Genomic DNA, 26,014 nt, shown 5'->3' on the forward strand with positions numbered 1-26,014 from the left:
ACCGAGCTGCCTGTCTCCCAGCTGATCGGCGGCAGCGAGCCGTGCCCAGGCGGCGAGCTGGCCGTCGATGAAGCCTCGCTCGGCGACGCCCTCGGATGCGCCCTGTTCACCGGAGGCCGCGCAGCGCGCCGCGTGCTGCGACACGAGAGCTTCACCGCGTACCTCGCCGCCCGACACCTGGTTCACCGCGGCGTGCCCGAAGCGCAGCTTCGCGGTGTGCTGCTCTCCTCGTCGCGCACTGGCGCGAAGGTCCACCCGATGCTGCGCGAGACGGCCGCGTGGCTGGTCGCACTCGACCCGGTCGCCCATCGCTGGCTGGCGCAGGCCGACGCTGAAACAGTGGCGAGCTACCCGTACGCGATCGCCCAGGACGAAGTCAAAGCATCGTTGATCGACGGTTTGCTGGACCTTGCCGACGCCGACCTGTTGCGCAACCGCTCGCTGTCCGATCTGTGGATCGGGCAGCTGACCCACCCGGGCCTTGTAGACCAGTTGCGCGCCGCACTTCGCGTCGGCAGTGCGGAGCGCGGGCGGGCCGCGGCGGTCATCGCGCAAGAAACCGGCGAGACAAGGCTCGTCGACGATCTGGTCGCTGTCGCACTTGATCCAGCGCGGCAGACCGCGCTGCGAGTGCGCGCCGTACTGAGCGCGAACGCGCTCGACCACGGCCGCGCCGCGAAGATGCTACGGCCGCTGATGACCGACACGCCGCACGAGCTCGACGACGAATTGCGCGGCGCTGTGCTCGATGCGCTCTGGCCACAGGCTCTGGGCGTCGAGGAACTGGTCGCGGCGATGACACGTGAAACCCGCCCGACCGTCCTGGACCTTTACGCGCTCTTCCGCCTCCGGCTGCCCGAACGGCTAAGCGACGCGGACCTGCCGATAGTGCTGGCTTGGGCGGCCGCGCGCCCCGGCCACCGTGACGGCCGCCCCCAGCACACCGGGGCGCGGCGTGACGACCAACTGCTCAACCGGCTGATCACGCGCGCCTGGAGCGCCCGGGACCGCGCGCCACTGCTGCCGGCGTTGGCTGACTTGGTGCACGAGCAGCTCTTGAACGATCTGCACTACGAGGTAGCGCCGCCGCTGCAGTGCTCCACTGACACGGACGAACGCGACCGGCGCGCCCTGGCGCGGTTGCTGGCCGAACGCGCCGCGTCCCTCAACGACGCGGCGCGCTTGGCCCACGCACCGCTGGCTCGAGCGCTCGGTCTGCTGCAACCCGCCGATCTCGACTGGCTGCTGGACCGGGAGAGCCAGGCCGATGAGACCGACGCGCCACGCTGGCACGTGCTCATCCGCGCGATCTTCTCGCCCGCCGACCCTGGCCACCGCCACAGCGCCGAGTCCCGCCGCGGATCAAGGGTATGGCAGCAGGTGCTCGGCCCAATGCTCGACGCCCGTACGGCCCCGCCCGCCATACCGGCCCACCGGGTCGATGATCGCAGACACGCTGCGAACGGCCAGCCGCCGCTCGACCGAGCCGCCGCACGGCAGCAAAACCTCACAACGCTCCAGGCCCTGCTGCAGAAGACCGAAACAGGCGACCCGGACGGGTTTTGGCGACTGTGCTGGCTGATGCAGGCGGACCCGGACACCGCCGTCATCCTCACCTGGTGGAGCGACGACGTCACCGCACGGCCCGGCTACCGGGCCTTGGCGGAGCAACACCCCGACCTGCTTGACCGCCTGATCGAAGCGGCCGACGCTTACCTGCGCGTGCAGCACCCGCACACCGACGACTGGATCGACGCGACCAACGTGACCAGCTGGCCGGCCCAAGCCGGCTACCTGGCATTCGCCCTGATGGACCGTCACGCCCCCGAACGGCTTCACTCGCTTGAACCCGCCGTATGGCACAGATGGGCGCCCGCCCTGCTGGGGTTCGGCGCCGCGGCGGACAACGCTGGCGAACCTGAGCGCAAACGGCGCCTGCTCAGCCTGCTAGGCCAGCGAGCCCCGTCGGCTATCAGCCAACCCGCCGTGCGGCTACTGCGCGCCGCCGCATCGGGGCCCGCCGCGGACGAACTGCGCTTCACCACCGCTTGCTGGAGCAGCGAGTTGGCTGACGCGCTCGCCGCCGAACTGCCCGGCCTGCGCGCCGCGCCGAACCTGGCGAACTTCGACTTGGCGCTGCGGCTATTACTCGAGCAAGTCCACGCCGCCACCAGGCTCTACGCGCTGCAGGCTGTGCGCGACGACGCGACGCAGCGCGACGAACAAGCGGGCCGCCACGCCGCGCTCGGCCTGCTGTACACACAACCCGCTGCCGCGTGGCCGGAAATCTTCACGCAGATGCGCTCACGCCCTGCCTGGGGCCGAGCTCTGGCCGAGGACATAGCAACCAGCTACGAGCCCTTCGACCCGCTCTCCGAACTGGACGACGTCCAGCTCGGGGCGCTCTACGGCTGGCTGCTCGAACAGTTTCCACCCGAGCAGGACATCTGGCCCACCGAGGTCGGCTTCCGAACCGCACAACACGACACCAGGTTCTGGCGCGAACGCGGGCTAAAGCACCTAACCGCGCGCGGCACGCTCTCAGCCATTGACGCACTGTCCGTACTGGCGCTGGGCAATCCGCACCGCCCGTGGCTGCGCCGTGCCCTGGCCGAAGCTCAGGAGAACCATCGCGCCACCTGCTGGAACCCGATCAGCCTGCGCGAGTTGCGCGCCCTGATCAAGGACGCGCGCCGCCGCCACCTGCGCGACAGCGGCGACCTGCTCGAGGCGGTAATGGCAGAACTCGCACGGCTGCAGCAGAACATGCGCGGCACGACCCCCGAGGCCGGCTTCCTGTGGGACGAACAGCGCGCGACCAACGCCGCCTCCCGGTGGTTCCCGAAGCGCGAGGCTGACTTGTCCGACTACGTAGCCAAACACCTGCGCGCCCATCTGCCCGCCGTGTTCACCAACCGTGAAGTGGAGATCACTCGCGCGGCCGTCGGCGTCGGAGAACGCGTCGACCTTCTGTGCCAGGCGACCACGATGGACCCGAGCGGCGCCGCAACCTGCCAGATCGTCATCGAGGTCAAGGGCTGCTGGAACGAACACCTGCTCACCGGACTGCACGACCAGCTCGCCGCCGACTACATGGCCACGACCGGCACCCGGCACGGCATCTACCTGGTGGGCTGGTACCCCAAGGACCAGTGGGACCGCGCCGATAGCCGCCGCAGCAAGGCCCCCAGCGGAACCGCCGGGCACCTTCACGACGAACTCGAACAGCGCGCCGCCCTTGAGCGCGAGGAAAGCCAGCTCGAGATTCACGTCATCGTTCTCGACCTGCGGCGCCACGAGCGAGCCGCGCGCACCCGCGCCACCAGCCGAGATCGACAAACGAAATCAGCCTGACGCCGGTCTGCCGGTAATCCCTCGTGCTCGAACCACGCTTCATCGGGCGCACGGCGGGCATTCCCGCCCGTTCCATCCGCAGTGAACGACTCGGTCACCGACGGCCCAGGCCCGGCACGATCCCGAGCGCCAACAGCATCACCATGCAAATACCTCAGATCCAGTCCCTACTGCCGCTAGCGTGGACGAAATCGGCATACGGCGCGGCAGGGCGCCCGGCCGCAATGGATGCACCGGAGAGCTCGCCCATGGCTGTTATCGTCGAGCCTGTCGTCACCCGCGAGAAGGCGGCCGCGCTGCTGGCCGAGCAGAGCGAACACTCCTGCCTCGATTACAAACACCCCCTCGACCCAGCAACGACTCGCGATCTGGTTGAGCTCGCGAAAGACGTCGCCGCGATGCAGGCCGAGCCGGACGGTGGCTACCTGCTCATCGGCGCCGATGACCACGGCAACCCGGTCGCCGGGCTCACCGACTCATGCGCCCGGCACTTCGACGATGCCACGTTGCGCCGGAAGCTAGGCAAGTACCTGAGCGAACCGGAGATCCGCACCGCACGCCACGAGTTCAAAGGCATCCTGACCGTCCTGATCTACGTCCAGCCTTCGCCCTACGGCTTTTGCATCATCCACGCTCCGGGAGAATACGAAGAGCCACTCGGCGACGCGGAAAAGCCGCGCAAGCGCACGATTTTCCGTCCCGGCGAGGTGTTCGTGCGGCACGGCACCCGCAGCGAACGCTGGAACGATGCTGACCGTGAGCGCCTGATCGGGCAAGTGCTTGATCGCCGTAAGGAACAGTGGCGACAGGAGCTGAGCCGGGAGTGGAGTGCACAGCTTGACAGTGTGCTTGCCGCTACCCGGCTGGAGCGGCTTTCTCTGCAGGCTGTCAGCTGGCAGCTGGACGCCGACGCGTTCGAGCAGTTGATCACGGAGCTGCTGCGGCGCGGGGACGACATCGCGCTGCGTACGCTGCTGAACAGCGCCGCCCGGGACGCCGAATCCCTCTACCCGAACCAGTCTGAGGAACTCGAGCAGTTGCTCGACAGGTTCACCATCGCCGCCGCACTGTGCATCGACCACGAGCGACCCGCCTGGTTCCATCGCGTTCTTGGCGCGCTGGTGCGCATCTACGAGCTCGGATTCCTCGATCCCCAGCCGAGAGCCGCCTGGCTGTGGCTGGAGATCATGACTCGGGTCTACGCGCTCGGAGCGCTGGCGGTGCGCGACGAGGTTTGGACCGCGGTGCGGCTGCTCGCCGACCGCCAACCCCAACACCACTCGGTCCGGCGGTACGGCGGCTGGATCCGGCACGCGCTGACCGTCGCGTCGCGTGCGAAGCTGATCGGCGAGCAGGACGGCGGGATGCTGGCTAGCGCTCACAACGTCGTGCGCGCGCTCGGTGCGCTGCATCCGGATCGCTCGGCCGAGCACGAGTCGGTGCTCACCAGCCTGTGCCAGTTCGACGTGTACAGCTGTCTGGTCGTCATGGGCGAGCAAGGCACCACAGAGGGCAGACTTTTCAATCCAGGGTTCGCACGTTACTACTCGCAGCGCTCCGACCCAGCCTTCGAACGGATCGCCATCGACCCTGCCGTGCGGGCGGCGCTGTTCGATGGCGACGATGCGTTCCTCGCCGAGACGATGTCCGCCATGAGCCGGTACGCGAGCCAAGAAGCCTTTCGGTTCGACGGCTGGGAAGGCATCGGCAGCCGCGACGCACGTCGGTTCATCAAAGAGCACGGCACCGATCGACACCAGGACACCTGATCCGATCGGCACATGACGTACATGCCGAGCGCTCCTTGCACCATCAGTGCTCGGCCACCAATCCGAGGTGATCCCTGTAAGCCTCGCTCGGTGGTAGCGAAAGCATCAATGGCTCGGTACCGGCAATCGACTAGGCCGCCGCCGTGGGCGCTCGCGTCCGCGGCGGCAGCGCACTGACCTGTGAGGTGACATCTCGTGCAGGTTCAGTGACATCTCAATGCAGTCTTAGCAGGACAACGAGATGCAGCTTCGCAGAAACTGACAGTCGCTGAACCGCACGAGATGTCACTGACGGAGCCCGAGGATGGCGACGGGGACAGCGAGGTTCTGCGGGTGCGCATCCGGCTGTCCAAGACCAACTCCTCCGGGTTGAGGGAGGACCACGTCGACGTGCCGCCCGGTACGGATCCGCGCTACTGCCCGGTGCGCGCGGTACGCCGCTATCAGCCGGTTTCGACGCCACTGGCAGCTTCACCGTGCCCATGGCGCTGGTCATCGCAGCCACCGCGCTCGCCTTCCTGCTCATGGCGACACTCAAGCCCTTCACCTACACGGTGTCGCGGACGCCGGCGCGCATCGAGAGCGAGAGCGGGAGCGCCGTCCTGGCTTCCGCAGCCGAAGGATGACCGCCGCGCCGGTCCACACATCCGCCGCATAGCAGAAGGCTGATGGAATGTACGAGAGTGCGGGTCGGGAAGCCGAGCGGATGCTGCGAGGACACGGCGATCGCTTCCTGGAGAGTCTGGTCCGCCACGACCCTGGCTTTGTCCGATGGAACAGCTCCTTCCGGGTGACAGAGAACGCCGTCGAAATCAAGCCGGGCGAAGGGCTCTGGGATACAGCCGGCGACTTCCTCGGCTTGCAGACGTTCGTCGACGTCGAGCAGGGGCAGCTCGCGACGACGGGGGTCGCGGTCTGCGCCGGCCAGCGCCGTCCGTTCGCGCTCCGGCTCAGGGTGGCAGACAACGCGGTGAGCGAAGCGGAGTTGCTCGTCAGTACCGACACGGCCGGGCACTTCGCCGACGTCGACCGCCTGTTAGCCCCCGACGTGCTCTACGACGCACTGGTACCGCCCGAACGCGCCTGCGACCGGGACGCGCTCGCGGCGGTGGCCGGCAGCTACTGGTCAGCCCTGGGTGAGAGCGACGGCAGCCTGGCGCGGATCGGATACCGCTGCGACCGCTACGACAACGGCAAGAAGGTGACGAATACGCTCACCACGCTGCTGTCACCCGACGCGACGGTGCACACCGTCGCAAGCTGCCTCAACCAGACCCGAGGGGCCAGGCCGACGGTCCGCGCAGGTCACTTCCCCGTTCTCGATCCGGCCCGTGGCGTCGCCGTCAGCACGGTCATGGTCGATTTCCATCCGGTTCCGCACAGTCCAAGACCCGACAGCGGGACCTTCTACATGGTGGCGGTCTTCAAAGTGGTCGACCACGAGATCCGCAGTATCGACGAGATCCGGGAGATCTTGCCGCTCGGAACGCCGCAGGCATGGTGACGAAGGAGATGCCCATGACAGTCAGTCCGAACGCGTCGCGCGAACTACGCAACGCCTACGGCCACACCGCGTCAGGGGTGGTAGCGGTCTGCGCGCTCGTAGACGGCGAGCCGGTCGGGATGGCGGCGAGCTCCTTCGTCCCGGTCTCCCTCGACCCTCCCTTGGTCTCGTTCTGCGCCGCGCGCACCTCGCGCACATGGAGAGTGCTGCGCGCAGCGCCGGGCCTCGGCGTCAGCGTGCTGGGGGAGAACCACGGCGACCTGTGCCGACAGCTGTCCGCTCCCGCGGGGGACCGCTTCGCGGGCATCCAATGGGAGACAGGGGAATCCGGCGCGATCTTCCTGCACGAGACGGCGCTGTGGCTCGAATGCTCGCTCGACGCCGAGGTGGATGCGGGCGACCATGTGATCGCCCTGCTGCGCCTCCAACGGGTGACTCCGTTCCCTCGGATTCGGCCCCTGGTTTTCCACCGCGGGCGTTTCGAAAGGTTGGAGCCTGTATAAGCGCCCACCGCCACCGACGGATCCCGCCTGGCAGCAACTGCGGCGCAGTGCCGCCGAACGTCGATCACTGAGCCTGTGCGCGCGGCGGGCGGAACTGGATGAGCCCGAAGAACAGCTGGCCCCATCGAAAAACCGCCGATCGTCAGCTGACTCATCCAATGCCTTCCCGGCCAGTCGGCAACGCGCCGAACCCGGCACGGATGTGGAAATGCGGGTCAGCGGGCTGAGCTCGGCGAGCACTGATAGAGAGTGCCGCCGCCGCCCGGCTGGAAGGGGCCGGCGAGCTCGGTGGTGGTGCTCGCCGTGCCGCCGTAGTCGGCCGCGGGCACCGTGGCGCATGCGCCTTGCACCCACGTCGTGATCGCGGCCACCGCGCTGGTCCCGCTGGCGCCCGCGGGGTTGCCGCCGCCCAGGCCCGCGCTCGTTGCGACCATGACGAACTTGACCTGCCCGCTCCGTACCAACTCCTTGAACGCGGCGAGGGTGGGTTCTGGCACTGAGCCGCTGAACCCGCCCATCGGCAGCACTTTCTGGCCGGTGGCCTCAATATAGGGCGCCGCCGTGTTCCAGGATGTCGTCGCCATCACGTACCGGGCACTGCCGCGGTGTGCGTCGAGGTATGCCAATAGTTTGGTCTGCTCCGCGGTGAGAGTCGCGGTCGCGCTCAGTCCGAGGCCGCCGCCGGAGGGCCCGGCGCTCGCGTCGAAGGCGGACCCGTCGTCCTGGCTGTCGAACGCGGACAGCGACCACGCGGTCGGCATCAGCACCATGGCGGCGACACCGGCCACCAGCGCGGTCACCGCCAGCCGCAGCCGGGCGCGGCGCCCGAACCGGGTCAGCGGCAAGCGGTCGGGCGCACGACGCGCGAGCAAGCCGACCACAAGACCGAGGACAGCGACCGCGCCCACGACGATGACCGTCGGGGTAAGCCAAGGCACGAAGGAGGTGTAGTCGCGGGCCAGGTAGACCGTCCAGCCAGCCTGTGCGGCAATCACCGTCGGCAGCGTCCACGCCGCGGCGCCACCCCGGCGGTAGGCTCGCCAGAACTGGCGGATCCCGAAGCCGCTCAAGGCGGCCAGTGGCGGCGCGAGCGTGGCCATGTACGCGGTGTGCGGGATATTGATCTCACTGAACACGGCCATGGTGGTGGCCAGCCAGACGCCCCACATCAGCAGCCCGCTGCCCAGCCGGTCGGCACGGCGGCGGCGCCGCGACCAGCCTGCCAAGCCGAAGAGCAGCGCGGCGAAGGCGAGCGGATACAGCCAGCCGATCTGGGTGACGAACCGGCCGGTGAACAGCTTGCCCAGGCCGGTGGCCTGACCGGCGAAGCGGATGTTCGCGGCGCCGGTTCTGCCGCCGAACGCACCGCCGGGGAACTGGCCGCCGCTCGGCGGGGCGAAGCCATTGCCGCCTGGACCGCCGGTACCGGGGGCGCCTGCGCCGGGCAGTCCGCCGCGCGCACCGCCGGGCAACGCGAAGCCGCCGCCTGGCGCGCCGCCGCGCGCACCACCGCCGGAGCCGAAGCCTGCGACGGAACCCGCCACGTTGACGCCGAACCGTCCGAAGCCGTTGTAGCCGAAGACCATCGACACGGCGCTGTTGTTCGTGCTGCCGTCGATGTAGGGACGGTCGGTCGCGGGGGTTAGCGTGTACAGCAGGATCCAGGAGAAGGACACCGCCGCGGCCACGAAGCCTGCCAGCAGCAGATCCAGCAGGCGGCGGCGCAGCTTCGGTGGCGCGGTGAACACGTATCCCACGGCCAGTGCGGGTAGCACGATCCACGCCTGCATCATTTTCGCCTGGAAGCCGAGCCCGACCCACATCCCGGCCAGCAGCAGCGAGCGCCGCCGCCCCTCCAGCACGGCGCGCTGGTAGGAATCGGCCGCGAGCACCAGGCACATGGTCAGTGCCCCGTCCTCCATCGGATGGCCGAACATCGAGGCGAGCACCGGCGTCAGCGCGAACAGCCCGGCGGCGAGCACGGCGGGCACGGCCCCGGCCCAGCGGCGCACGATCCGGTGGATCACCAGGACGCTGACGACGCCCTCGATCACCTGGGGCAGCGTCAGCGACCACTGATGGAAGCCGAAGATGCGCGCGGACAGCGCTTGTGGCAGGAAGGAGCCGGCCAGCTTGTCGATCGTGATCGTGGCGCCCGGATCGAGCGCGCCGTAGAAGAACGCCTTCCAGCTGACCGACATGCTCTTGACGGCGGTCGAGTAGAAGTAGGCGTACCCGCTGTGCGCGATGTTCCACGAGTACAGCAGCGCCGCCAGGGCGGCGATCACCAGCAGCACCGGGCGGGACCAGGACGGCTGCCCCTCCGGAGAAAGCCACAGCTGCCACCGGGCGCGCGTACGCGCCGATGCGGCGGGCGAAGCGGATTCGGCAGGCTCGGTCGGCGGGACGGGTTCGGTCAAGCGCTGCGCGGTCATGGGCTCGCTTCGGTGTCCGGGCTGGGATTCGGGCAGACGGACACTTTCGAAGAACCCTGAGGCCGTGGTGAAGACCGGATGAGGAGGGGATGAGAATGTGCGAGGCCTGATGGGGCGCAGGGCGGAATGAAGCAGGTGCTACCGCCGCCGCTGCCCCGACCAACGCGGCGACTAACAGTGGCGCCGTTGCGTTCACGCGCCGCAGAACTCTTCCGCTCCCGCCCACTGTCATGCCCCCGTTACTCCATGCCAGCACATCGCCCGCAGCCGCTCGGCAGCCCTGGCTCAGGGTGCGTTCACAGTAGCACCCCAGCTCAGCGCGTATTTTGAACCTATCGATCGATGATCAAGGGTGTGGCGGACACGGGCGGGCGTCTCAGCGACGACGGCGTCATACCGAGCCAGGGTCGCTCAGCCCGGCGCTCGCACAAAAAGTCCAGCGGGCCTGTCGGATCCAGGCGGGTGTCTTCGTAGTAACAGTGAACGGCGCTTGCTTAGGAAGCGCCGCGCAGGAAGACGATTACCGCGCCGAGCGGCTCCGCGCTGTCGGCTCAGGGCCATCACGTATTGAAGAGGACAGAACGATGACCGATTCGATCGCAGCTAACAGGACGAGACCGTTCCGATTCGGGGTGGTTGCCCCGGTGCGGACTGACCTGTCGACATGGCGGGAGCGGGTGCGCCGCATCGCCGACAGCGGTTACAGCACGCTGCTGATGCCCGACGTCCCGCAATGGCAGCCGGCACCCGGTCCCACGCTGGCGGTCGCCGCAACCCTCGCGGACCTGCGGGTGGGCACGTGGGTGTACGCCTCCCCGGTGCGCCCGCCGTGGAGCACCGCGTGGGAGGCGCACTCGCTGTCGCTGCTCACCGACGGGCGCTTCGAGATGGGCATCGGCACCGGCAGACCCGGCATCGAAGACCAACTGCGCGAACTGGGACTGCCCGTCGTACCAGCAAGCGAGCGGCTGGGCCACGTGCGTGAAACCGTGACGGCGCTGCGCGCTCTCGACGGACCCGACCTGCACACCCCGGTCGCGATGGCCGTGCGCAGCGCGAAGGCCCGGGCGCTGGCCGCCGAGCTGGCGGACACGGTCACCTTCGTCCTGTCGCCGAGCGACTCCCGAGCCGACCTAGCGCGGCTGGTAGGCGAGTTCCACACCACCCGGGACGTCGAACTCGCGATGCACGTCTCGGTCATCGGCGACGGTGTCGCGCCGTTCATGACGCGCCCCGACACCGATCCCGCCGCGCTGCGCGCGATCGACTCACCGCTGCTCCTTCCGGACGACCCCGCGGCAGCCGCCGAGGAGATCCAGCGGCGACGCGAGGAGTTCGGCTTCTCCTACTTCATCTTCGGCGCAGACTTCGCCGACGCGCTCGCACCGGTCGTAGCCGAGCTGGCCGGACACTAGGACCGCACGCCGGGGTCACAGTGCCCGGTCATGCAGCGGCGGCGAATGCCCGCAGCCCCGTGTCGATGAGTTCGGCGGCGCGGCGGACGTCGGCACTCACACGCTCATGGAGCAGTGTCGGCGCCGCTGCTTGACTCAGGTGCCGGCGCAGGCTGTCGGCCTGAACGCGCCAGAGCCCGAGCAGCGCCCTGGCCGCGATCTGCGGCTCGGGCTCGTCTGCGGTCATTCCCGCCCGCGCGGCCAGAACCCCGGCGGCGGCCACGGCGGACCGATCGGTCATGTCGGCCAGGTACGCGCGCAGCGCCGGGGTCGCCCGGATCAGGTCGCCGAATCTTCGGATCGCCTCGCGGCTCTCGTCGGCGTCGGTGTCGGCCTCGGCCTCGGCGTCGGCGTCGGCGTCGGCCGTAAGGCGGCCCGTCAGTGCGCTGAGTTCTCCGTCGAGGACGGTGAGGGTCGCTTGGACCGGCGTGAGGGCGCGGTCGGCGAGCGCGGTACACAGCGCGGTCAACGTGGTTTCGAGGCGGTCCATGACGAGGGCCTCTTTGACCGGGAAGTAGTTGAAGACGGTTTTCTCCGACACACCGCATACCGATGCGACCTGCGCCACCCGCACTGCGTCGAAGCCGTGCTCGAGGAACATCGCGGTCGCCGTATCGGAGAGCAGTTGACGCATCAGCCGCTTCTTGCGTTCGCGCAGTCCCTCGGCCGGCACGTGCGACACCTCGAGAGTCGAGTCGGGCAACCGTCGTCCGTCCATGGACACAGCCTAGCCTAGGTTTACAGTTGCTAAAAGTTTTCTGCGACTGTAGTTTTCTCGATGGGGACATCTAAGAGCCGCGAGGAGGCACCGTGAGCGAGTACCGCATCGTCCGCGAATATCAGCACCCGGTCATCACCGTCTGGCGTGCCCTGACGGACCCGGCCCTGATTCCACTGTGGACATCGACCGGACGGGGAGGGCGTCCCGAGGGGTTCAAGGCCGAGGCGGGCACCAAGTTCAGGTTCATCGGCAAGCCGTTCCCAGGCTGGGATGGCATCGTGCGGTGCGAGGTTCTGGACGCCGAGGAACCCACGCTGCTGCGCTACGACTGGCGCAACAAGGAGGCCGACGAGCCGAGTGTGGTCACGAACATGTTGGAAGCGATCCCCGGCGGCACCAGGCTGACATGGGAGCACACCGGGTTCCGCGGCATTGAGGGCGTGTTCATGTCGCGCCTGCTCGGGCGCGTGCGGCGCACAATGCTCGACGAGGGTCTGCCTCCCGTTCTCGCCGACATCGGCGAGGACGGCGCACTGCGCCCCGGCAGCACGCTACGGGCCAAGGGCTGAACCAATCGTGCGAGCTCGCAGCCGTGGCCGGCCGTGTGGCGTCCCGGCCGAACGCGAGACCCTCTGGCCCCAGGTGGTGCGCATCTTTCCGCTTTACGAGGAGTACGCGAAGAATACCGATCGGCAGATTCCCGTCGTACTGCTGACGCCGCAGGACTAAGTCACCCACCCCGGCGTCGTCAGGCCCAGCCGGATCGACGCCGCGAACAGCGCGAACGCAGGGAGCAGACCTCATGCCCATCAAGTTCGAGAACGTCGGCATCGCCGTGCGTGACATCGAGGAGACCATCGCCTTCTTCACCGACCTCGGGCTAAGCGTCCTCGGCCGCGACACGGTCAGCGGCGAGTGGGCCGACACCGCGGTCGGCCTCGACGGCAACCACGCGAAGATTGCCGTGCTGCAGACACCGGACGGCAACGGGTGCATCGAGCTGTTCGAGTACATCCATCCCGATGCGATCGAAACGAACCCCACCCGGCCCAACGAGATCGGGATGCACCGCGTCGCCTTCTCGGTGGACAACCTCGACGAGGCCCTGGCGATCGCGGCCAGGCACGGCTGCCACCCGGTGCGCGGCGTGGCGAGGTATGAGAACGCTTACAAATTCACCTACATTCACGGCCCTAGCGGCATCCTCGTCATGCTCGCCGAAGCTCTGAACAAGGGCTGAACCCGAACATCCTGGTCGCCGAATGCGCCCGCCCCGCGGACGTGCCAGACGCAGAGCCGTCGACAATGGACATCGTGGAGATCCCCGCTCGGTTCGTGGCAACGACGCTTGAGAGCAAGGGCGAGGCGGCGCGATCGTGGCTCGCCGAGCTGCCCGGCATCATCGAGGACTGCGTTGACCTGTGGGCACTGACCCTGGATGGGCCGGTGTGGCATGGCTTCATGGGCGTCGCGCTGCCGGCGCGCCTGGTGGGCGGCGAATCCGTCGTGCTGAAGGTGTCCTGGGTCGACGAGCAGACCCGGTGGGAACCGGTGGCACTGGCAGCCTGGAACGGCGGGGGAGCGGTGCGGCTGCTCGCGCGCGACGACACCCACGGTGCCATGCTGCTCGAGCGGCTGGACCCTTCCCGCACGGTACGCGAGCTTGAGGGGACGGATGCTGCCGTCGCCCTCGGGCAGGTGTGTCGGCGCTTGGCGATCCCGGCTCCGCCCGATACCGAACTGCCCCGGGTATGCGACCTGGCTAATCGGTGGGAGCAGGAGCTACCGCAGACCTGGGAGCGGCTGGGTAGGCCGCTTACCCGCTCAATACTCGAATCCGTGGTGGCGACGTGCCGTGAGCTGGGTGCGGACCAGCCCGACACGCTCTTGCACGGCGACCTGGTCTTCGACAACATTCTGCGGGCCGAGCGCGAGCCCTGGCTGGTGATCGATCCCCAGGGCCTTCGGGGTGAGCCGGCGTTCGACGGCGCTCAGTTCCTCGGCAACCGCTGGTCGGACCACGCCGCCTGCGGCGACATCGGCGCCTCGGTACGGCGCCGCCTGGCCGCATTCGCCGATGGCGCGCAGGTCGAGTACGAGCGGGCGCGTCGCTGGGCGGTGGCGCGGCTTACCGTCGACGCGCTGTGGTGCCGCGAACACCAGGCCGACGCGGTCGCCTATGTCGACACGATGATCGAAGCCCTGGGCATACCAGGCCGATAAACCTAACGGGCGCCCCGCCGTGGTCGCTCGCGACAGCGATTGGCCAGGCGGCGGCTACAACGTCGACGGACCTCCGTTGAGCGGATCAACCTCCTGAGCTATCAAGCGACGGGCGGCCAGCCCCGGTGCTGCACAATCCGGTGGCCGAGAACCGTCATCGTGATCGCGTCCTTGGCAGCGCACGTCCGCATCCGCTCCAGCGCCTGGCCAGGGCTGATCCCTTCGCGCTCAGCCAGCACGCCCGCGGCCACTTGCACTGCGATCGAGTTCTCGTCTTCGTGCTCGACCTCGCCTGGGGTGTCAGGGCGAGCGCGCTGGCGCGCGAACACGGAGGCCTGCTGGAGGTCCATTCAGGTGCTCGGGGGGATCGAGATCCTCGGCCGCACGCCGTCCGGCGTGCGGATCAAGCCGCGATCCGCGCGCGAGAGATCGGCCCCCAGCACGTCGATGACCCGGCCGACCACAGGTGAGGCAGTCAGGCGTAAACGCACGCGCGCGGCCTGCGCCGCATCAGCGGCAGCCAGCAGCGCGCGCAGCGCTGAGACGTCGAAGAACCGCACGCCGCTCAGGTCCACCACGAGTTCGCAGCCGCGTCGCGTCGCCGCGACCGCGGTGAGCAGCGCCTTCTCGAAGGTCGAGCAGTTAGTCAGGTCAAGCTCACCGGTGACGGTCACAACCCGCTCGTCACCGACCATAGACGTGCCGAAGGAGACAGGAGAATCCATTGGTGCCGCTCTCGTCCGCCACATGCCGACCGCCTGATGCGATCTACGTGGACCGGAACGCCGAGCTGCGGCAAACGCCAGCACGACACCCTGGCTCGCGATTCATGCGAATACCTCTACCGTCTCACCGAATCGCCCGGCGTCAAACCCGCAGAAGAAGGCCGGCGCCTCAATGGCCAGCGAGACGCCGATCGGCGGGTCGCGGATCAGAGTGTGTCGTCACCTTCTCGACGTCGGGAAGTCGCCGGTCTGTCGCGGAGGCGGGAATCAATCGGGTCACCGCGCTCGGCATCGGCCCGACTGTGAATACGTACACTGAGCCATTGATCCTGGTGGCGGTGAACGAGGCTTCGTGGGGGACCTCCCGCGGCATGGCGATCGCGTGGTGCCCGGGTTCGAGCCGCCTGTCGAACACCACCGTGTGCGTGCTGCGGGGCTCGGGAGGCTGCAAGGAGGTAGCCCACCACGCCTCGACGGTCGCTCGGGCCGCCGCGTCGAGCGTGATCAGCACTGATCGCCGGGAGTCGTCGTAGGTCACCTTCGTTCGCGCGGGTGTGTCGGTGGTGGTGACGGCTTCGACCTGAGCCGCGATCAGCCCTGCGATGCCACTGAGCCCCTGGACGAAAGTCACTGCCGGATTGAGCGCGGACACCTGACCGCGAAGGCGCTCTTTCGTGTCTGTCGGGACCATGCCGCCGAAGACGAGGATGTCGATCTGCCTTACGTCATAGTCGCTCAAGACGTCGTCGAACTGGTTTGTGGCGTTCGCTTCGTAGCCCCTGCTGCGCAGGATGTCCACTGCTTCGAGCAGTACGTTCGGGCTGCGGCCGACGATCAGCACGCGCTTGGTGTCGTGGGTGGCGGCGGTGTTCATGGGCTCTCCCGTGGTGGTCGCTGGATGGATGGAGTGCGAAAGTAATGTTGGCCCAACCAATGTTGGTGCTGCCAACGTAACATGTGTTGGCCGCGCCAACAACTGTTAGCCTGGGGTCATGCCGCTCAGTCCCCACCAGTTCGACCGCACCCCGGACCGCATCACAAACCGGCCGACCTGGCTCATCAGCCGAGCCTTCGCCCGCTCCTCGGCAATACTCTCGGCGGGCTTCGAGCAGCACGGGGACGGGCTGCGCGGCTATCATTACCGCCTTCTGGCCGCGCTCGAGCAGTGGGGCCCGGCCAGCCAGACCGACCTCGGGCGCACCACGGGGATCGACCGCAGCGATGTGACTGCTGCCCTGACCGAACTTGAAGCACGCCATCTCATCGAGCGCCGGGCCGACCCGCAGAACAAACGACGGAACATTGTCACGATCACCCCCGGCGGCATCAGCGAGCTCGCTGCGCTCGACGCGGTCGTCAACAAGGCCCAGGATGACCTGCTCGCGCCGCTCACGCAGGCGCAGCGGCATCAGCTCGTCGAACTGCTCACGCGAATTCTGGAACCGACCGACCCATGACCGCCGTCCGCTTCGCAGCCGCGACGCCGGCCGGCGCGCCGCGGACTGGTGCCGCCCGAACGAGGTAGCCGACGCACGCACAATTGCAGCTTCCGCAGGACACACTCGTGCAGGTTCGGAGTGTCAGAACCAACGTGGGCATGACTCGCTCGGTATCAGTGCCTAGCATCCTGCTGTGACGAACGCATCAAGCGCCCCCGGCGATCTCGTGCTGTGGCAGGGATGGGAGCCGCGGCGCGCTGTCGACCTTGAGCAGGTCATCTCCCTGCTGGCAGCCCCGGGGCACCGGGGCGAGCTGTTTGTCCTCGACGGCGTTGCCGCTCGCGGGTTTCGCCCGCCGCGACTGTTGACCGTCACACCGGTCGTGAACGCGACCACGCTGGAGGACGAAGCGCCGGATGAGCTGCGCCGGGTGTGGGCGGTGACCTACCGCCAGATCGCCGAGACCGCCCCGCGGCAATCCCTGCCACACGCGATCTACCTGCTGGGCGTGAACCCGCCCGACGGGCTCTCAGCACAAGAGCTCGCCGAGTTCAACGCCTTCTACACCGACGTACACCTTCGCGAGGTCGCCGAGCGGCGCCATGCGCTACGAGCCGTCAGATACGAGCGGGTCGAGGAGATCAAACCGCCGTACCCGTCGGCGCCGTCCTATCTCGCCGCCTACGAACTCGACGAGACCTCGGCGGCCGTGCGCAGGCACACCGGACCCGCCTACAGTCCGGGTCCCACCGTCTGGCAGCGACACACCACACCGTGGCGGCTGTGGTACATCCTGCGTTCGAGCGCTGCTTGATCGGCGCCTCAGAAGCTGGACAATCGGCGCTCGTGCGCCTAGCGTCGCTGGCGTCACATATACAAAAAATTGAGTAGATGGGGTGGTCGGGATGCATCCGTTCCGCAAGGCCGTCGAGGCCCGGGACCACGAGGCGGTGACCGCGCTGCTGGCCGACGATGTCGTGTTCACCAGCCCGGTCGCCTTCAAGCCCTACCCCGGCAAGCCGATCACCGCAGCGATCCTGCGTGGCGTGCTGCGCGTGTTCGAGGACTTCACCTACATCCGCGAGATCGCCAACCCGGACGGCCGCGACCTGGCCCTCGTCTTCACCGCGACCGTGAACGGCAGAAAGCTGACCGGGTGCGACTTCCTGCACTTCGACGAGGACGGCAAGATCGACGACTTCATGGTCATGGTGCGCCCACTCTCCGGGGCCAACGCACTGGCCGACGCCATGAACGCCCAGTTCGACCAGATCGCCCGGGAGGCGGCGGAGGCCTCGCGACGTAGTGCAATTTCTTGACTAGCCGACGAGGGGACTGAAGCACCGGCATGGCACTGCGCAATGCGCTGCTGGCGACGCTCCTGGACGGCGAGGCGTCCGGCTACGACCTGTCCAAGAGCTTTGACGCGTCGGTGGCGAACTTCTGGATGGCCACCCCGCAGCAGCTCTACAAGGAACTCGAGGCCATGCAGGCCGAGGGGCTCGTGGCGGCCCGAGTCGTGGAGCAGGACCGTAGGCCGAACAAGCGAGTCTACCGCCTGACGGAGGCCGGCCTCGCGGCGCTGCGCGAGTTCACCGCGCAGCCCGCCAAGGTGACCGCGATCCGGGATGAACTGCTGGTCAAGGTGCAGGCGGTGGACGTCGGAGACCGCGAGGCCGTGCTTGCCGCGGTCGCGCAGCGCCTCGACCTGGCGCGCGCGAAGCTGGCGCGCTACGACCGGATGCGGGCGCGGCTGCTGGCCGGGCGCACCGAGGAGGAGTACTTCGACGAGGTCGAGCGCGTCGGACCGTACCTGACGTTGATGCGGGGCCGCGCCTTCGAGAAGGAGAACATCCGCTGGGCGCAGCGGGCGCTGGAGGTATTGGAGGTGCGGGAGAAGCGGTCCGGGGGTGAGGGTCGGGGCTATTCAGTGAAGGGCGGCGCGAAGCTGAGTGGCGGCGGGGCGGCCGGCGGTGCCGGTTCGGTCGGCCCGCCGCCGAGTCTTTGACGACTGCTCAGCTATCAGCGCGGTACCAGGTCGTCGTGGTCGTACCGCCTGGGGTGCCACTGGAGATGACTGCCTGGCCCCACTCGGCCGGGGCGTCGATCGGTGGGCCGTCGAAGACGGTGGCGCACACGTACTGCCCGCGGCGGAAGGCGATCGCGTCCTCGCGCTGGATTTCCAGCCACACCAGCGGGGCATCCGGGTCGAGGTGCCTGCGTTCGCCCAGGGCCCGGCGGTAGAAGGCCAGCACCGACTCGGGGTCCGCGTCCTGGCGGTCGACGCAGTAGTCGGCGAACCAGGCGGGTTGCGGGAGCCAGGGGGGCGTAGTCGTCGGGGCTGTGGCGTGGTCGGCTTCGTTTTGCGTGGCGAGGGTGAAGCCGAAGTTCGGGGCGTCGGCTCGCCAGGGCAGCGGGACGCGTGAGCCGTCGCGGCCGTGTTCCGTGCCGCCCGAGCGCTCCCAGATCGGGTCCTGGCGCGCGTCGTCCGGCAGGTCCTGGACCTCGGGCAGACCGAGCTCCTCACCCTGGTAGAGGTAGGCCGCGCCGGGCAGCGCGAGCATCAGCAGCAGCGCTGCCCTGGCCCGCTTGATCCCCAGCTGAACATCGACCGCTCCGCGCGCGCGAGTGCGCAGCGCGTTGGCGTCCGCGGTGTTGAGCGGCTCAGGATCGGTCAGGCCGTAGCGGGTGACCGCGCGGTGCACGTCGTGGCTGTTGAGCGTCCACGCCGGGACGCCCTCGGCGTGCTTGAGCGCGTCCACGCAGTCGGTGATCGAGGTGCGGAACTCGCGGGCGTCGAAGGACTGCTGGAGCAGGTCGAAGTTGAAGACCTGGTGCAGCTCCCCGGGCCTGATGTAGTCCGCCGCCTCGGCCGGGGGCAGCCAGACCTCGCCGACCAGCGCCAGCTCGCGGCCGTAGCCGTCCGCGAGCGCGCGCCAGCGGCGGAAGATCTCGTGTACCCCGGGCTGGTTCCACAGGTACGGGTTGTCCCCGGCCGGGTCGTCGAGGTCCGGCAGGTCCGGGTGCTTGACCATGGCGTAGGCCACGTCGATGCGGAAGCCGTCCACGCCGCGGTCGAACCAGGTGCGCAGCACCTCGTCGAACATGTCCGCGACCTGCGGGTTGGCCCAGTTGAAGTCCGGCTGGCTGGCATCGAAGCTGTGCAGGTACCACTGTTCCGGCTCGCCGTCCGGGGCGGTGAGCCGGGTCCAGGCCGGGCCGCCGAAGGTGGAGCGCCAGTTGTTCGGGGGCTGCGATCCGCCGGGGCCGCGGCCGTCCCGGAAGATGAACCTGGCGCGTTCATCCGAGCCGGGGCCGGCCGCGACCGCGCGGCGGAACCACGCGTGCTGGCTCGAGCAGTGGTTGGGCACCAGGTCCATCAGCAGCTTCAGACCCCGGGCGTGCGCCGCGTCACGCAGCGCCTCGAACGCGGGCATCCCGCCGTAACGCTCGTCGATGACGGTGTAGTCGGCCACGTCGTAGCCGCCGTCGCGGTTCGGCGACGGGTAGCACGGGTTGAGCCAGACCCCGTCCACGCCGAGGCCGGCGATGTGGTCGAGCCGGGCCGCGATCCCGTTCAGGTCGCCGATGCCGTCGCCGTTCGCGTCGGCGAAGGAACGCACGTACAGCTGGTAGATGACGCCGTGGCGCCACCAGGCCGGCCGCTGTGCCGAAGCCGTGATGTTGTCGGACAAGGTGTCAGCCGCTTCCCGTGAGGTTCTGACCAAAGAGCGTTTCGGTCAGGACAGAGAGAGGTTGTCGAGGTTGATCGCGTTCCGGCTGCCGGTGTCGTCCCAGATGACCACCGTGTGCAGTCCGGCGGTCAGCGTCACCGGGACGCTGACCGTGCTCCAGGCGTCCCAGGTGCCCAGGGTCGGGAAGCTGGGCGTGGCCACCTGGTTGCCGTCGACGGCGACGATGCGCGAGGCGTCGGTGCCGCCGTTGCCGTAGCGGAAGACCAGGTTGTGGGTGCCGGCGGTGGTGGCGTTGACGGTGAAGGACACGCCGCTGTTGGCCAGGTAGAAGTTGTCGACGAAGCCGCTGCCGGTGTAGCCGGGGTGGTTGGTGTTGGTGCCGACGTTGGTCAGCACGGCGTTCTCGGCCTCGTACTGGTTGTTCGCCGGGGTGTTGAAGGTGCGGTCGATGTAGACCATGTCCCAGTTGTTCAGGGACGGCACGGTGAAGGTGATGTAGCGTCCGTTCGCGTCGCTGGAGACGGTGTAGCTCAGGCTGGTGCTGGTGCCGTGCGCGGTGTCCGGCGAGGCGACGTGCACGGCGGTCGGGTTCTCGTCCGGGCCGAGGTAGTACTTCACGGCCAGGTTGCTCTGCGCAGGCGGCGTGGCCTTGCCCGCGTCGCGCCAGGTGCCGTCATTGCCCAGCAGGTTGACCAGGTGGATGACGTCGTCGCTCGAGGTCTTCTTCAGGTCGGTCCACACGGTGCCGCCCGAGGCGTTGCCGCTGGTGCTCACCCCGGCGATGGACAGGAACTGGCTGCCGGAGTCCACCGAGTGCACATCCGGTCCGTAGAGCAGGTTCTCGTAGGCGGTGATGAAGTCGTAGTAGTCCTTCATCCAGGAATGCAGCTGATTGGTCATCTGCTTGCTGTGGTCCGGGAAGTACGGCGCGGCCAGCATCTGATCGCCCTGGCCCATCTCGATGTGCGTCGCGCCGGAGGCGGCGAACGCCGAGTCGGCCAGCTCGACGGAGGTGGTGTCGAAGGTGCCGAGCACGAGGTTGTCGAGATTGATGTAGCCGGCGTCGGTGGAGCCGACCGCGACGGTGACGGTGTGCGTCCCGGCAGAAAGGGTCGGGGTGACGATGTCGGCGTTGGTGTACCAGTTGTTCCAGTTGTTACTGGTGTCGAACGGGAACTTCACGTCGCCGATCGGGCTGCCGTCCACCGAGATGGTGCGGGTCGCGTCGCCGCCGGTGGCGTTGGCGAAGCGGAAGACCAGGCTGTACTGGCGGGCCTCCGGCGCGCTGACGGTGAAGGTGACGCTGTCACCGACCTGCCCGAAGTTGGCCACGAAGCCGCTGCCGGTGTAGCCGGGGTGGTCGTTGGCGAAGGACACGCCACCGCCGAAGGTGCCGTTCTCGGCCTCGTAGGAGGGCCCTGCGTCGTCCTTGGAGTTGACGTAGGCGGCGACCTCGGAGGGGATGCCGCCGGAGGCCTGCTCCTGGCTGTCGATGTAGGACTTCACCGCCAGGTAGGTCTCGTGGTTGTCCCAGAGCTCTGAGTACAGGTAGTCCGAGGCCTTGGCCGCGGCGACGTTCGGGCCGCCGAAGCCGTCGACCGCGTTGAAGCCCACGACCTTGCCCGAGGTGGCCGACAGCGCGCTCTTGGTGGCGGTGACCAGGGAGGCCAGGCCCGACTGCAGGTCGACCGGGTTGCCGGAGGTGTCGGTCATCGCGCCCCAGTTGCCCAGCTGGTCCAGGTGTGCGCCGTCGAAGCCCATGGAGTTGACCTGGTCGGCGTACTTGGCGGTGATGTAGTTCTGCCAGGAGGTGTTGGCCGGGTTGAACATGTACATCACGGTGTTCGGGTCGTCCGGCTTCATCTGGAACGACCACGGCTGGCCGGTGGACTGGTAGTTCAGGCCCCAGCTCGGCGAGACCCCGGAGACGCTCTGGTAGTTCTGCAGCGCGGCGTACGACATCGAGTACGGCATCGCGGCGACGCTGCGGCCGTGCGCGGCGGCGATGTAGGTCTTGACCGCGTTGGTCGAGATCACGTCGCCGTTCCAGCCGGTCCAGGTGGAGGGCAGGCTGCCGTCCGCGTTGTGCTCGACCGGGTTCTCGTGCCGCCACATCCAGTCGTAGAACTGCACGGCGTTGATGTGGTAGCGGCGCACCAGGGTGGCTATGTCGGCGTCCGCGGAGGCGCTGGTGGTGGAGGAGCTGTACGAGGTCAGATATCCGAGCCTGGGGAAGTGGGTCCAGTTGCTGGACACGTCGATCGCGGTGGCCGCCGTGGAGCTTCCAGCGCTGATTTGCACCAGGTAGCCGGTGAAGTCGGTGCTGGGCGGGGTGACCGAGAAGGTCACGGTGCTGGTGCCGTTGGCCGCGACCGTGGCCGGGACCGACCCGGAGGTGACCGTGCCGCCCAGGTGCGTGACGGTGTAGTTCACGTTGCCCGACCACGATCCGGCGCCGCTGGTCTCGTGCACGACCGCGGAGACGGTGGCGGAGGAGCCGGGGTTGTAGCGGGCCTGGTCGACGTAGGCGTCGGTCAGGCTGACCGTGCCGCCCGCGGCGTGCGCGGCGGGGGCCGCGCCGAGCAGGCCGGCGACGGTGAGCGCGGCCAGGGCGCCGATCATGGTTCTCGGGCGGCGAATGCGTCGTTGCATCGTTGGCTCCATGGGGGCGGTCATCAGGGGTGGGTGGCGCGGCTCGGGTCGATCAGGACGAGCTGCCACAGGTGCGGCGCGGGCAGCTGTGCGTAGGCGAAGTCGCCGTCCAGGGTGACTTCGACGTCGATGAGCCGGGGGTGGCGGTCCGGGTCGGCGACGCGCACGCGGGGCGGTTCGGACCCGGCGCGGCGGATCTTGAGCGTGCCCGCGCCGACCTCGGCGGGGGCGTTGCGCGGCGCGTCCCACAGCGTGTCGCCCTGGCCGGCCAGGTTGATCAGATGCATGACATACCGGTCGCCGGCCTGGGTGATGCGGCGCCAGATCGCCCCGGGCGTCGCGCTGTGGCCGACCGGGGTGCCCGTGTCGGGGTAGGTGACGTCGATGTCGTCGTTGTAGCTGCCCGCGAAGGAGCCGGTGACCTCCGTGATCCCGGGTGCGGTGAGCAGTTCGTCGTGCTCGACCAGGAAGTCGTACCAGCGGTGCAGCAGCGCCGCGGTGGACGGCTCGGTGGTGTGGTTGCGCACGTAGTAGGGGTCGACCAGGATCCGGTCGGCCTCGCCGCACAGCAGTTGCGTGGCGCCGTGCGAGTAGAGCGTCGCCATGCTCAGCGCGGTGGCGCGATCCGCGCTCTGCGCTGGTGCGCTGTCGTAGACGTGCTGGTAGGCGGCGATCACGACGGGTTTGCCGGCCGCTTCGGTGCGGGCGCGCGTGGCGACCTGCGCAAGGTGTTCCAGCCCGACGTGCGGAGGCCAGACCTCGATATAGACCGCGTCCTGCGGCGCGGCGGCAGACGCCCAAGTCGGAAAGTCGTTGACGTTGTTGAACACCAGCCGCGAGCCGGGCAGGGCCGCGCGCACCTGCTCGATCGTGGTGACGAAGCTGCGGGCGACGTCGACCGGCGTGCCGTCGGCGCGGCGGGCGCGCTTGGGGTAGCCGTACTGGTCCAGGTGGAAGCCGTCGAAGCCGACCCGCGCCACCGCGGTGCACACGTCGGCGGTGAAGTGCGCGATCCAGTCCTCGGCCGCGGGATCGACGATGAACAGGAAGTCACCGAGCGCGTACGGCTCCCCGCTCGCGGTCAGCAGCGCGTCATGCTCCCACTTGGCCCATTCCTGGCGGCCGACCGCGTAGACCGCGGCGTAGCCGAGCGCGCTGGCGCCGACCTCGTGGCACAGCTCGATCAGGGAGCGGACGGTGTCGAGCGAGACCGGCTGGCCGAGCGCGTCGTCGTAGACCTCGCCGCCGCCGACCAGATCGGCGTGCCGGTAGGCCCAGTCGTAGAACTGAACCCCGGTCAGGTGCAGGCGGCGCAGGTTGTCGGCGACCGCGGTCAGGTCGCGCCCGGGCCGGTAGTCCACGACGAAGCCGTAGCGCAGCACCGCGCGGGGGTCGGCCGCGACCTGCACGGCGGTGCGCGCGAGCACCGCGGCGTCCGGGTCGCACAGCTCGACGCCGTACCCGCCGACCGGCAGGCGGCCCAGGTCGGCCACCCCGCGGCCGACCTCGCATTCGGCCTGCGTCTGCCCGAGGTGACGCGCCGTCAGCACCGCGCCCGGCGGGCAGTCGCCGCGCACCTCGATCAGCACCGGCTGGTCGGGCAGGTAGAGGGTTTTAGTGGGCAGTAGGTCGATCATCCCTTGACGGCTCCCGCGGTCAGGCCCTGTACGAAGTAGCGTTGGAAGAGCAGGAACACCACGATCACCGGCACCACGGCGATCACCGAGGCGGCGAACACCAGGCCCCACAGCGTGGAGTTCTCGCCCTGGAACAGCGCGATCGCCAGCGGCAGGGTCTGCTTGGACGGGGTGTTGATGATGGTCAGCGACCAGGCGAACTCGTCCCAGCTGGCCAGGAACGTGAAGATGGTCGCGGTGGCCAGGGCCGGCTTGGCCAGCGGCAGGATCAGGCGCCGGTAACGCGTCCACGCCCCGGCTCCGTCCACCGTCATCGCCTGCTCCAGCTCCTTGGGGATCGCGGCGAAGAACCCGCGCAGCAGGAAGGTGTTGAGCGGCAGCGAACCGCCGACGTAGAAGACCACGAGACCGGCCAGCGAGTCGAGCAGGCCCAGGTACTTGGCCAGCACGAACTGCGGGATGATCAGCATCATCGCCGGGATCATCAGCCCGAGCAGCAGGGTCTTGTACAGCAGCTCCCGGCCCGGGAACGCGAAGCGCGCGAAGGCGTAGGCCATCATCGAGCTGAGCAGCAGCGAGAGCACCGTGGTGCAGGCCGCCACGATCAGGGAGTTGACGAAGTAGCGGGCGAAGTCGTGCGAGCTCCAGGCGCCGGTGTAGTTCGACACCGTCGCCGGGTGCGGGATGAACTGCGGCGGCAGGGTGAGCACGTAGGCCTGGCTCTTGAACGAAGTCGAGAGCATGTACGCGAACGGCAGCAGCATGATCACCGCGCCGACGGCTAGCACCAGGTACCGCACGGCCTGCCCGGTGGCGCGCCGGCGCGAGCGGGTGCTGCGCGCGGGCGCGAGGGCGGTGGGGGACAGGGTGGTCACGCCGCCTCCTCGGCATCGCCGCGGAAGACCCGCAGCTGGACGACGGACAGGACGAACACGAACAGCGTCAGCAGCACGGCGATCGAGGAGCCGTAGCCGAAGTCGAGGTTCTTGAACGCCTGCTGGTACATGTACGTCAGCAGCACCTGCGTGGAGTCCGCCGGGCCGCCGCCGGTCATCAGCAGCACCGAGGTGAACACGTTGAACCCGCCGATGACGAGCATCACCGTGACGAACAGCAGCGCCGGGCGCACCGCCGGCAGCGTCACCGCGCGGAAGCGGTGCCAGGCGCCGGCGCCGTCCATCTCGGCCGCCTCCAACAGCTCCTTGGACACGCCCTGCAGCGCGGCGAGGAAAATGACCATCGACCAGCCGACGCCCTTCCACACCCCGAGCGCGGAGACCGCGACCATCCCGGTCCAGCGGCCCGCCAGCCACGAGGTCGGCTGCGAGGTCACGTGCGTGACGTCGTGCAGCATCCAGTTGACCAGGCCGCTGTCCGCGAACAGGTACTGGAACAGCAGCGAGACCACCACCCAGCTGGTGACCACCGGCAGGTAGAACAGCACCCGGAACAGCGCGCGGCCCGGCGCCTTGTTGTTGAGCAGCGTCGCGACCAGGAACCCGAGCACGATCTGCGGCGGCACCGTGAACGCCATGTAGACGCCGCTGTTGGCCGCCGCCCGCCAGAACACCGGGTCGTGGAAGGCGCGGGTGTAGTTGGCGAACCCGGTGAAGCGGCTGACCGACCCGGCCACGATGTTCCAGTCGTAGAAGCTCATCTGGAACGCCCGCACCATCGGATAGACGATCAGGCCGAGGAAGAGCAGGAACCCGGGCGCCAGGAACAGCAGCGCGGTGCGCGAGGAGGCGGTGCGCCGCCACAGCGGCGCGCGGTTCGTTCCCCGGGGCCGGGGCGGCGGCCCCGCCGCGCCGGCATCGGCCGGCGCGACGAGGCGTGCGTCCGCGGGTTCAGACGTGGCGGCGTTCGACGACGCCGCGGCGTTCTGAGCGGTCATCATGCTGTG

General features: G+C 68.7%; 24 protein-coding genes. 14 read left to right on the forward strand and 10 right to left on the reverse strand.

Going from position 1 to position 26,014, the window contains the following annotated elements:
- From VFA06_RS09595 to VFA06_RS09615, 5 genes are all read left to right on the forward strand, one after another.
- The coding region (locus tag VFA06_RS09595; RefSeq protein WP_324840100.1) for a hypothetical protein at nucleotides 1-3,354 on the forward strand (3,354 nt) is incomplete at its 5' end.
- Between the two features lie 248 nt (nucleotides 3,355-3,602).
- Entirely contained in the window at nucleotides 3,603-5,123 is a 1,521-nt protein-coding gene (locus VFA06_RS09600) for a hypothetical protein (protein ID WP_324840101.1), read from the forward strand.
- 482 nt (nucleotides 5,124-5,605) lie between these two features.
- Nucleotides 5,606-5,749: a hypothetical protein gene (locus VFA06_RS09605; RefSeq protein WP_324840102.1), complete on the forward strand. Its 144-nt coding sequence runs from the start codon at nucleotides 5,606-5,608 to the stop codon at nucleotides 5,747-5,749.
- 47 nt (nucleotides 5,750-5,796) lie between these two features.
- Entirely contained in the window at nucleotides 5,797-6,627 is an 831-nt protein-coding gene (locus VFA06_RS09610) for a hypothetical protein (RefSeq protein ID WP_324840103.1), read from the forward strand.
- A 14-nt stretch (nucleotides 6,628-6,641) separates the two neighbouring features.
- A complete protein-coding gene (locus VFA06_RS09615) occupies nucleotides 6,642-7,130 on the forward strand; it encodes a flavin reductase family protein (RefSeq protein WP_324840104.1) in 489 nt (162 codons plus the stop codon).
- A gap of 215 nt (nucleotides 7,131-7,345) precedes the next feature.
- On the opposite strand, the gene VFA06_RS09620 is transcribed toward VFA06_RS09615, so the two are convergent.
- Entirely contained in the window at nucleotides 7,346-9,565 is a 2,220-nt protein-coding gene (locus VFA06_RS09620; protein WP_324840105.1) for an ArnT family glycosyltransferase, read from the reverse strand.
- Nucleotides 9,566-10,149: 584 nt separating this feature from the next.
- On the opposite strand from VFA06_RS09620, the gene VFA06_RS09625 reads away from it, so the two are divergent.
- Nucleotides 10,150-10,980, forward strand: a complete 831-nt coding sequence (locus VFA06_RS09625) for an LLM class flavin-dependent oxidoreductase (protein ID WP_324840106.1) — start codon at nucleotides 10,150-10,152, stop codon at nucleotides 10,978-10,980.
- Between the two features lie 28 nt (nucleotides 10,981-11,008).
- Here the strand turns inward: VFA06_RS09625 and VFA06_RS09630 are convergent, their stop codons facing one another.
- Complete coding sequence (locus tag VFA06_RS09630; protein WP_324840107.1) at nucleotides 11,009-11,737, reverse strand: helix-turn-helix domain-containing protein; 729 nt, start codon at nucleotides 11,735-11,737, stop codon at nucleotides 11,009-11,011.
- Between the two features lie 92 nt (nucleotides 11,738-11,829).
- Between VFA06_RS09630 and VFA06_RS09635 the strand changes: the two genes are divergently transcribed.
- From VFA06_RS09635 to VFA06_RS09645, 4 genes are all read left to right on the forward strand, one after another.
- Entirely contained in the window at nucleotides 11,830-12,309 is a 480-nt protein-coding gene (locus VFA06_RS09635; RefSeq protein WP_324840108.1) for an SRPBCC domain-containing protein, read from the forward strand.
- 7 nt (nucleotides 12,310-12,316) lie between these two features.
- Nucleotides 12,317-12,469, forward strand: coding sequence for a nitroreductase/quinone reductase family protein (locus VFA06_RS25880; protein WP_349260132.1), 153 nt, complete (start codon nucleotides 12,317-12,319; stop codon nucleotides 12,467-12,469).
- Between the two features lie 73 nt (nucleotides 12,470-12,542).
- Entirely contained in the window at nucleotides 12,543-12,980 is a 438-nt protein-coding gene (locus tag VFA06_RS09640; protein WP_324840109.1) for a VOC family protein, read from the forward strand.
- Between the two features lie 74 nt (nucleotides 12,981-13,054).
- Entirely contained in the window at nucleotides 13,055-13,963 is a 909-nt protein-coding gene (locus tag VFA06_RS09645; RefSeq protein WP_324840110.1) for an aminoglycoside phosphotransferase family protein, read from the forward strand.
- 101 nt (nucleotides 13,964-14,064) lie between these two features.
- Here the strand turns inward: VFA06_RS09645 and VFA06_RS09650 are convergent, their stop codons facing one another.
- The 3 genes from VFA06_RS09650 to VFA06_RS09660 all read right to left on the reverse strand — a co-directional run bounded on the left by VFA06_RS09650 (nucleotide 14,065) and on the right by VFA06_RS09660 (nucleotide 15,562).
- Entirely contained in the window at nucleotides 14,065-14,313 is a 249-nt protein-coding gene (locus VFA06_RS09650; protein ID WP_324840111.1) for a hypothetical protein, read from the reverse strand.
- Nucleotides 14,314-14,688, reverse strand: coding sequence for an STAS domain-containing protein (locus tag VFA06_RS09655; RefSeq protein ID WP_324840112.1), 375 nt, complete (start codon nucleotides 14,686-14,688; stop codon nucleotides 14,314-14,316).
- Nucleotides 14,689-14,857: 169 nt separating this feature from the next.
- On the reverse strand, nucleotides 14,858-15,562 hold the full coding sequence (locus tag VFA06_RS09660) for a hypothetical protein (RefSeq protein ID WP_324840113.1): 705 nt from the start codon (nucleotides 15,560-15,562) through the stop codon (nucleotides 14,858-14,860).
- Nucleotides 15,563-15,680: 118 nt separating this feature from the next.
- Between VFA06_RS09660 and VFA06_RS09665 the strand changes: the two genes are divergently transcribed.
- The 4 genes from VFA06_RS09665 to VFA06_RS09680 all read left to right on the forward strand — a co-directional run bounded on the left by VFA06_RS09665 (nucleotide 15,681) and on the right by VFA06_RS09680 (nucleotide 18,135).
- Nucleotides 15,681-16,145: a MarR family winged helix-turn-helix transcriptional regulator gene (locus tag VFA06_RS09665; RefSeq protein WP_324840114.1), complete on the forward strand. Its 465-nt coding sequence runs from the start codon at nucleotides 15,681-15,683 to the stop codon at nucleotides 16,143-16,145.
- Nucleotides 16,146-16,320: 175 nt separating this feature from the next.
- Nucleotides 16,321-16,941, forward strand: a complete 621-nt coding sequence (locus VFA06_RS09670; protein WP_324840115.1) for a hypothetical protein — start codon at nucleotides 16,321-16,323, stop codon at nucleotides 16,939-16,941.
- 91 nt (nucleotides 16,942-17,032) lie between these two features.
- Nucleotides 17,033-17,446, forward strand: a complete 414-nt coding sequence (locus VFA06_RS09675; RefSeq protein ID WP_324840116.1) for a nuclear transport factor 2 family protein — start codon at nucleotides 17,033-17,035, stop codon at nucleotides 17,444-17,446.
- 29 nt (nucleotides 17,447-17,475) lie between these two features.
- On the forward strand, nucleotides 17,476-18,135 hold the full coding sequence (locus VFA06_RS09680; RefSeq protein ID WP_324840117.1) for a PadR family transcriptional regulator: 660 nt from the start codon (nucleotides 17,476-17,478) through the stop codon (nucleotides 18,133-18,135).
- 7 nt (nucleotides 18,136-18,142) lie between these two features.
- Here the strand turns inward: VFA06_RS09680 and VFA06_RS09685 are convergent, their stop codons facing one another.
- Genes VFA06_RS09685 through VFA06_RS09705 form a run of 5 tightly spaced genes read right to left on the reverse strand, consistent with a single transcriptional unit; the run spans nucleotide 18,143 to nucleotide 26,008 of the window.
- Nucleotides 18,143-19,822 (reverse strand): glycoside hydrolase family 13 protein, encoded by a 1,680-nt coding sequence (locus tag VFA06_RS09685; RefSeq protein WP_324840118.1) that lies wholly within the window; start codon nucleotides 19,820-19,822, stop codon nucleotides 18,143-18,145.
- Between the two features lie 45 nt (nucleotides 19,823-19,867).
- Entirely contained in the window at nucleotides 19,868-22,474 is a 2,607-nt protein-coding gene (locus tag VFA06_RS09690; RefSeq protein ID WP_324840119.1) for a glycoside hydrolase family 66 protein, read from the reverse strand.
- Nucleotides 22,475-22,497: 23 nt separating this feature from the next.
- Nucleotides 22,498-24,111 (reverse strand): glycoside hydrolase family 66 protein, encoded by a 1,614-nt coding sequence (locus VFA06_RS09695; RefSeq protein ID WP_324840120.1) that lies wholly within the window; start codon nucleotides 24,109-24,111, stop codon nucleotides 22,498-22,500.
- Nucleotides 24,108-24,986, reverse strand: coding sequence for a carbohydrate ABC transporter permease (locus VFA06_RS09700; RefSeq protein WP_324840121.1), 879 nt, complete (start codon nucleotides 24,984-24,986; stop codon nucleotides 24,108-24,110). Before VFA06_RS09700 ends, VFA06_RS09695 begins: the two co-directional genes overlap by 4 nt.
- Nucleotides 24,983-26,008, reverse strand: coding sequence for a sugar ABC transporter permease (locus VFA06_RS09705; RefSeq protein ID WP_324840122.1), 1,026 nt, complete (start codon nucleotides 26,006-26,008; stop codon nucleotides 24,983-24,985). The genes VFA06_RS09700 and VFA06_RS09705 overlap by 4 nt, the downstream gene beginning before the upstream one ends.
- Between the last annotated feature and the right edge of the window lie 6 nt (nucleotides 26,009-26,014).

Source organism: Actinocrinis sp. (assembly GCF_035653575.1).
GTDB lineage: Bacteria > Actinomycetota > Actinomycetes > Streptomycetales > Catenulisporaceae > Actinocrinis.

Bases quoted from the DNA above. Each gene is read 5' to 3' on its own strand.
- VFA06_RS09600 (WP_324840101.1), top strand. From the start codon at position 3,603: ATGGCTGTTATCGTCGAGCCTGTCGTCACCCGCGAGAAGGCGGCCGCG.
- VFA06_RS09605 (WP_324840102.1), top strand. From the start codon at position 5,606: ATGGCGCTGGTCATCGCAGCCACCGCGCTCGCCTTCCTGCTCATGGCG.
- VFA06_RS09610 (WP_324840103.1), top strand. From the start codon at position 5,797: ATGTACGAGAGTGCGGGTCGGGAAGCCGAGCGGATGCTGCGAGGACAC.
- VFA06_RS09615 (WP_324840104.1), top strand. From the start codon at position 6,642: ATGACAGTCAGTCCGAACGCGTCGCGCGAACTACGCAACGCCTACGGC.
- VFA06_RS09620 (WP_324840105.1), bottom strand. From the start codon at position 9,565: ATGACCGCGCAGCGCTTGACCGAACCCGTCCCGCCGACCGAGCCTGCC.
- VFA06_RS09625 (WP_324840106.1), top strand. From the start codon at position 10,150: ATGACCGATTCGATCGCAGCTAACAGGACGAGACCGTTCCGATTCGGG.
- VFA06_RS09630 (WP_324840107.1), bottom strand. From the start codon at position 11,737: ATGGACGGACGACGGTTGCCCGACTCGACTCTCGAGGTGTCGCACGTG.
- VFA06_RS09640 (WP_324840109.1), top strand. From the start codon at position 12,543: ATGCCCATCAAGTTCGAGAACGTCGGCATCGCCGTGCGTGACATCGAG.
- VFA06_RS09650 (WP_324840111.1), bottom strand. From the start codon at position 14,313: ATGGACCTCCAGCAGGCCTCCGTGTTCGCGCGCCAGCGCGCTCGCCCT.
- VFA06_RS09655 (WP_324840112.1), bottom strand. From the start codon at position 14,688: ATGGATTCTCCTGTCTCCTTCGGCACGTCTATGGTCGGTGACGAGCGG.
- VFA06_RS09660 (WP_324840113.1), bottom strand. From the start codon at position 15,562: ATGAACACCGCCGCCACCCACGACACCAAGCGCGTGCTGATCGTCGGC.
- VFA06_RS09665 (WP_324840114.1), top strand. From the start codon at position 15,681: ATGCCGCTCAGTCCCCACCAGTTCGACCGCACCCCGGACCGCATCACA.
- VFA06_RS09675 (WP_324840116.1), top strand. From the start codon at position 17,033: ATGCATCCGTTCCGCAAGGCCGTCGAGGCCCGGGACCACGAGGCGGTG.
- VFA06_RS09680 (WP_324840117.1), top strand. From the start codon at position 17,476: ATGGCACTGCGCAATGCGCTGCTGGCGACGCTCCTGGACGGCGAGGCG.
- VFA06_RS09690 (WP_324840119.1), bottom strand. From the start codon at position 22,474: ATGCAACGACGCATTCGCCGCCCGAGAACCATGATCGGCGCCCTGGCC.
- VFA06_RS09695 (WP_324840120.1), bottom strand. From the start codon at position 24,111: ATGATCGACCTACTGCCCACTAAAACCCTCTACCTGCCCGACCAGCCG.
- VFA06_RS09705 (WP_324840122.1), bottom strand. From the start codon at position 26,008: ATGATGACCGCTCAGAACGCCGCGGCGTCGTCGAACGCCGCCACGTCT.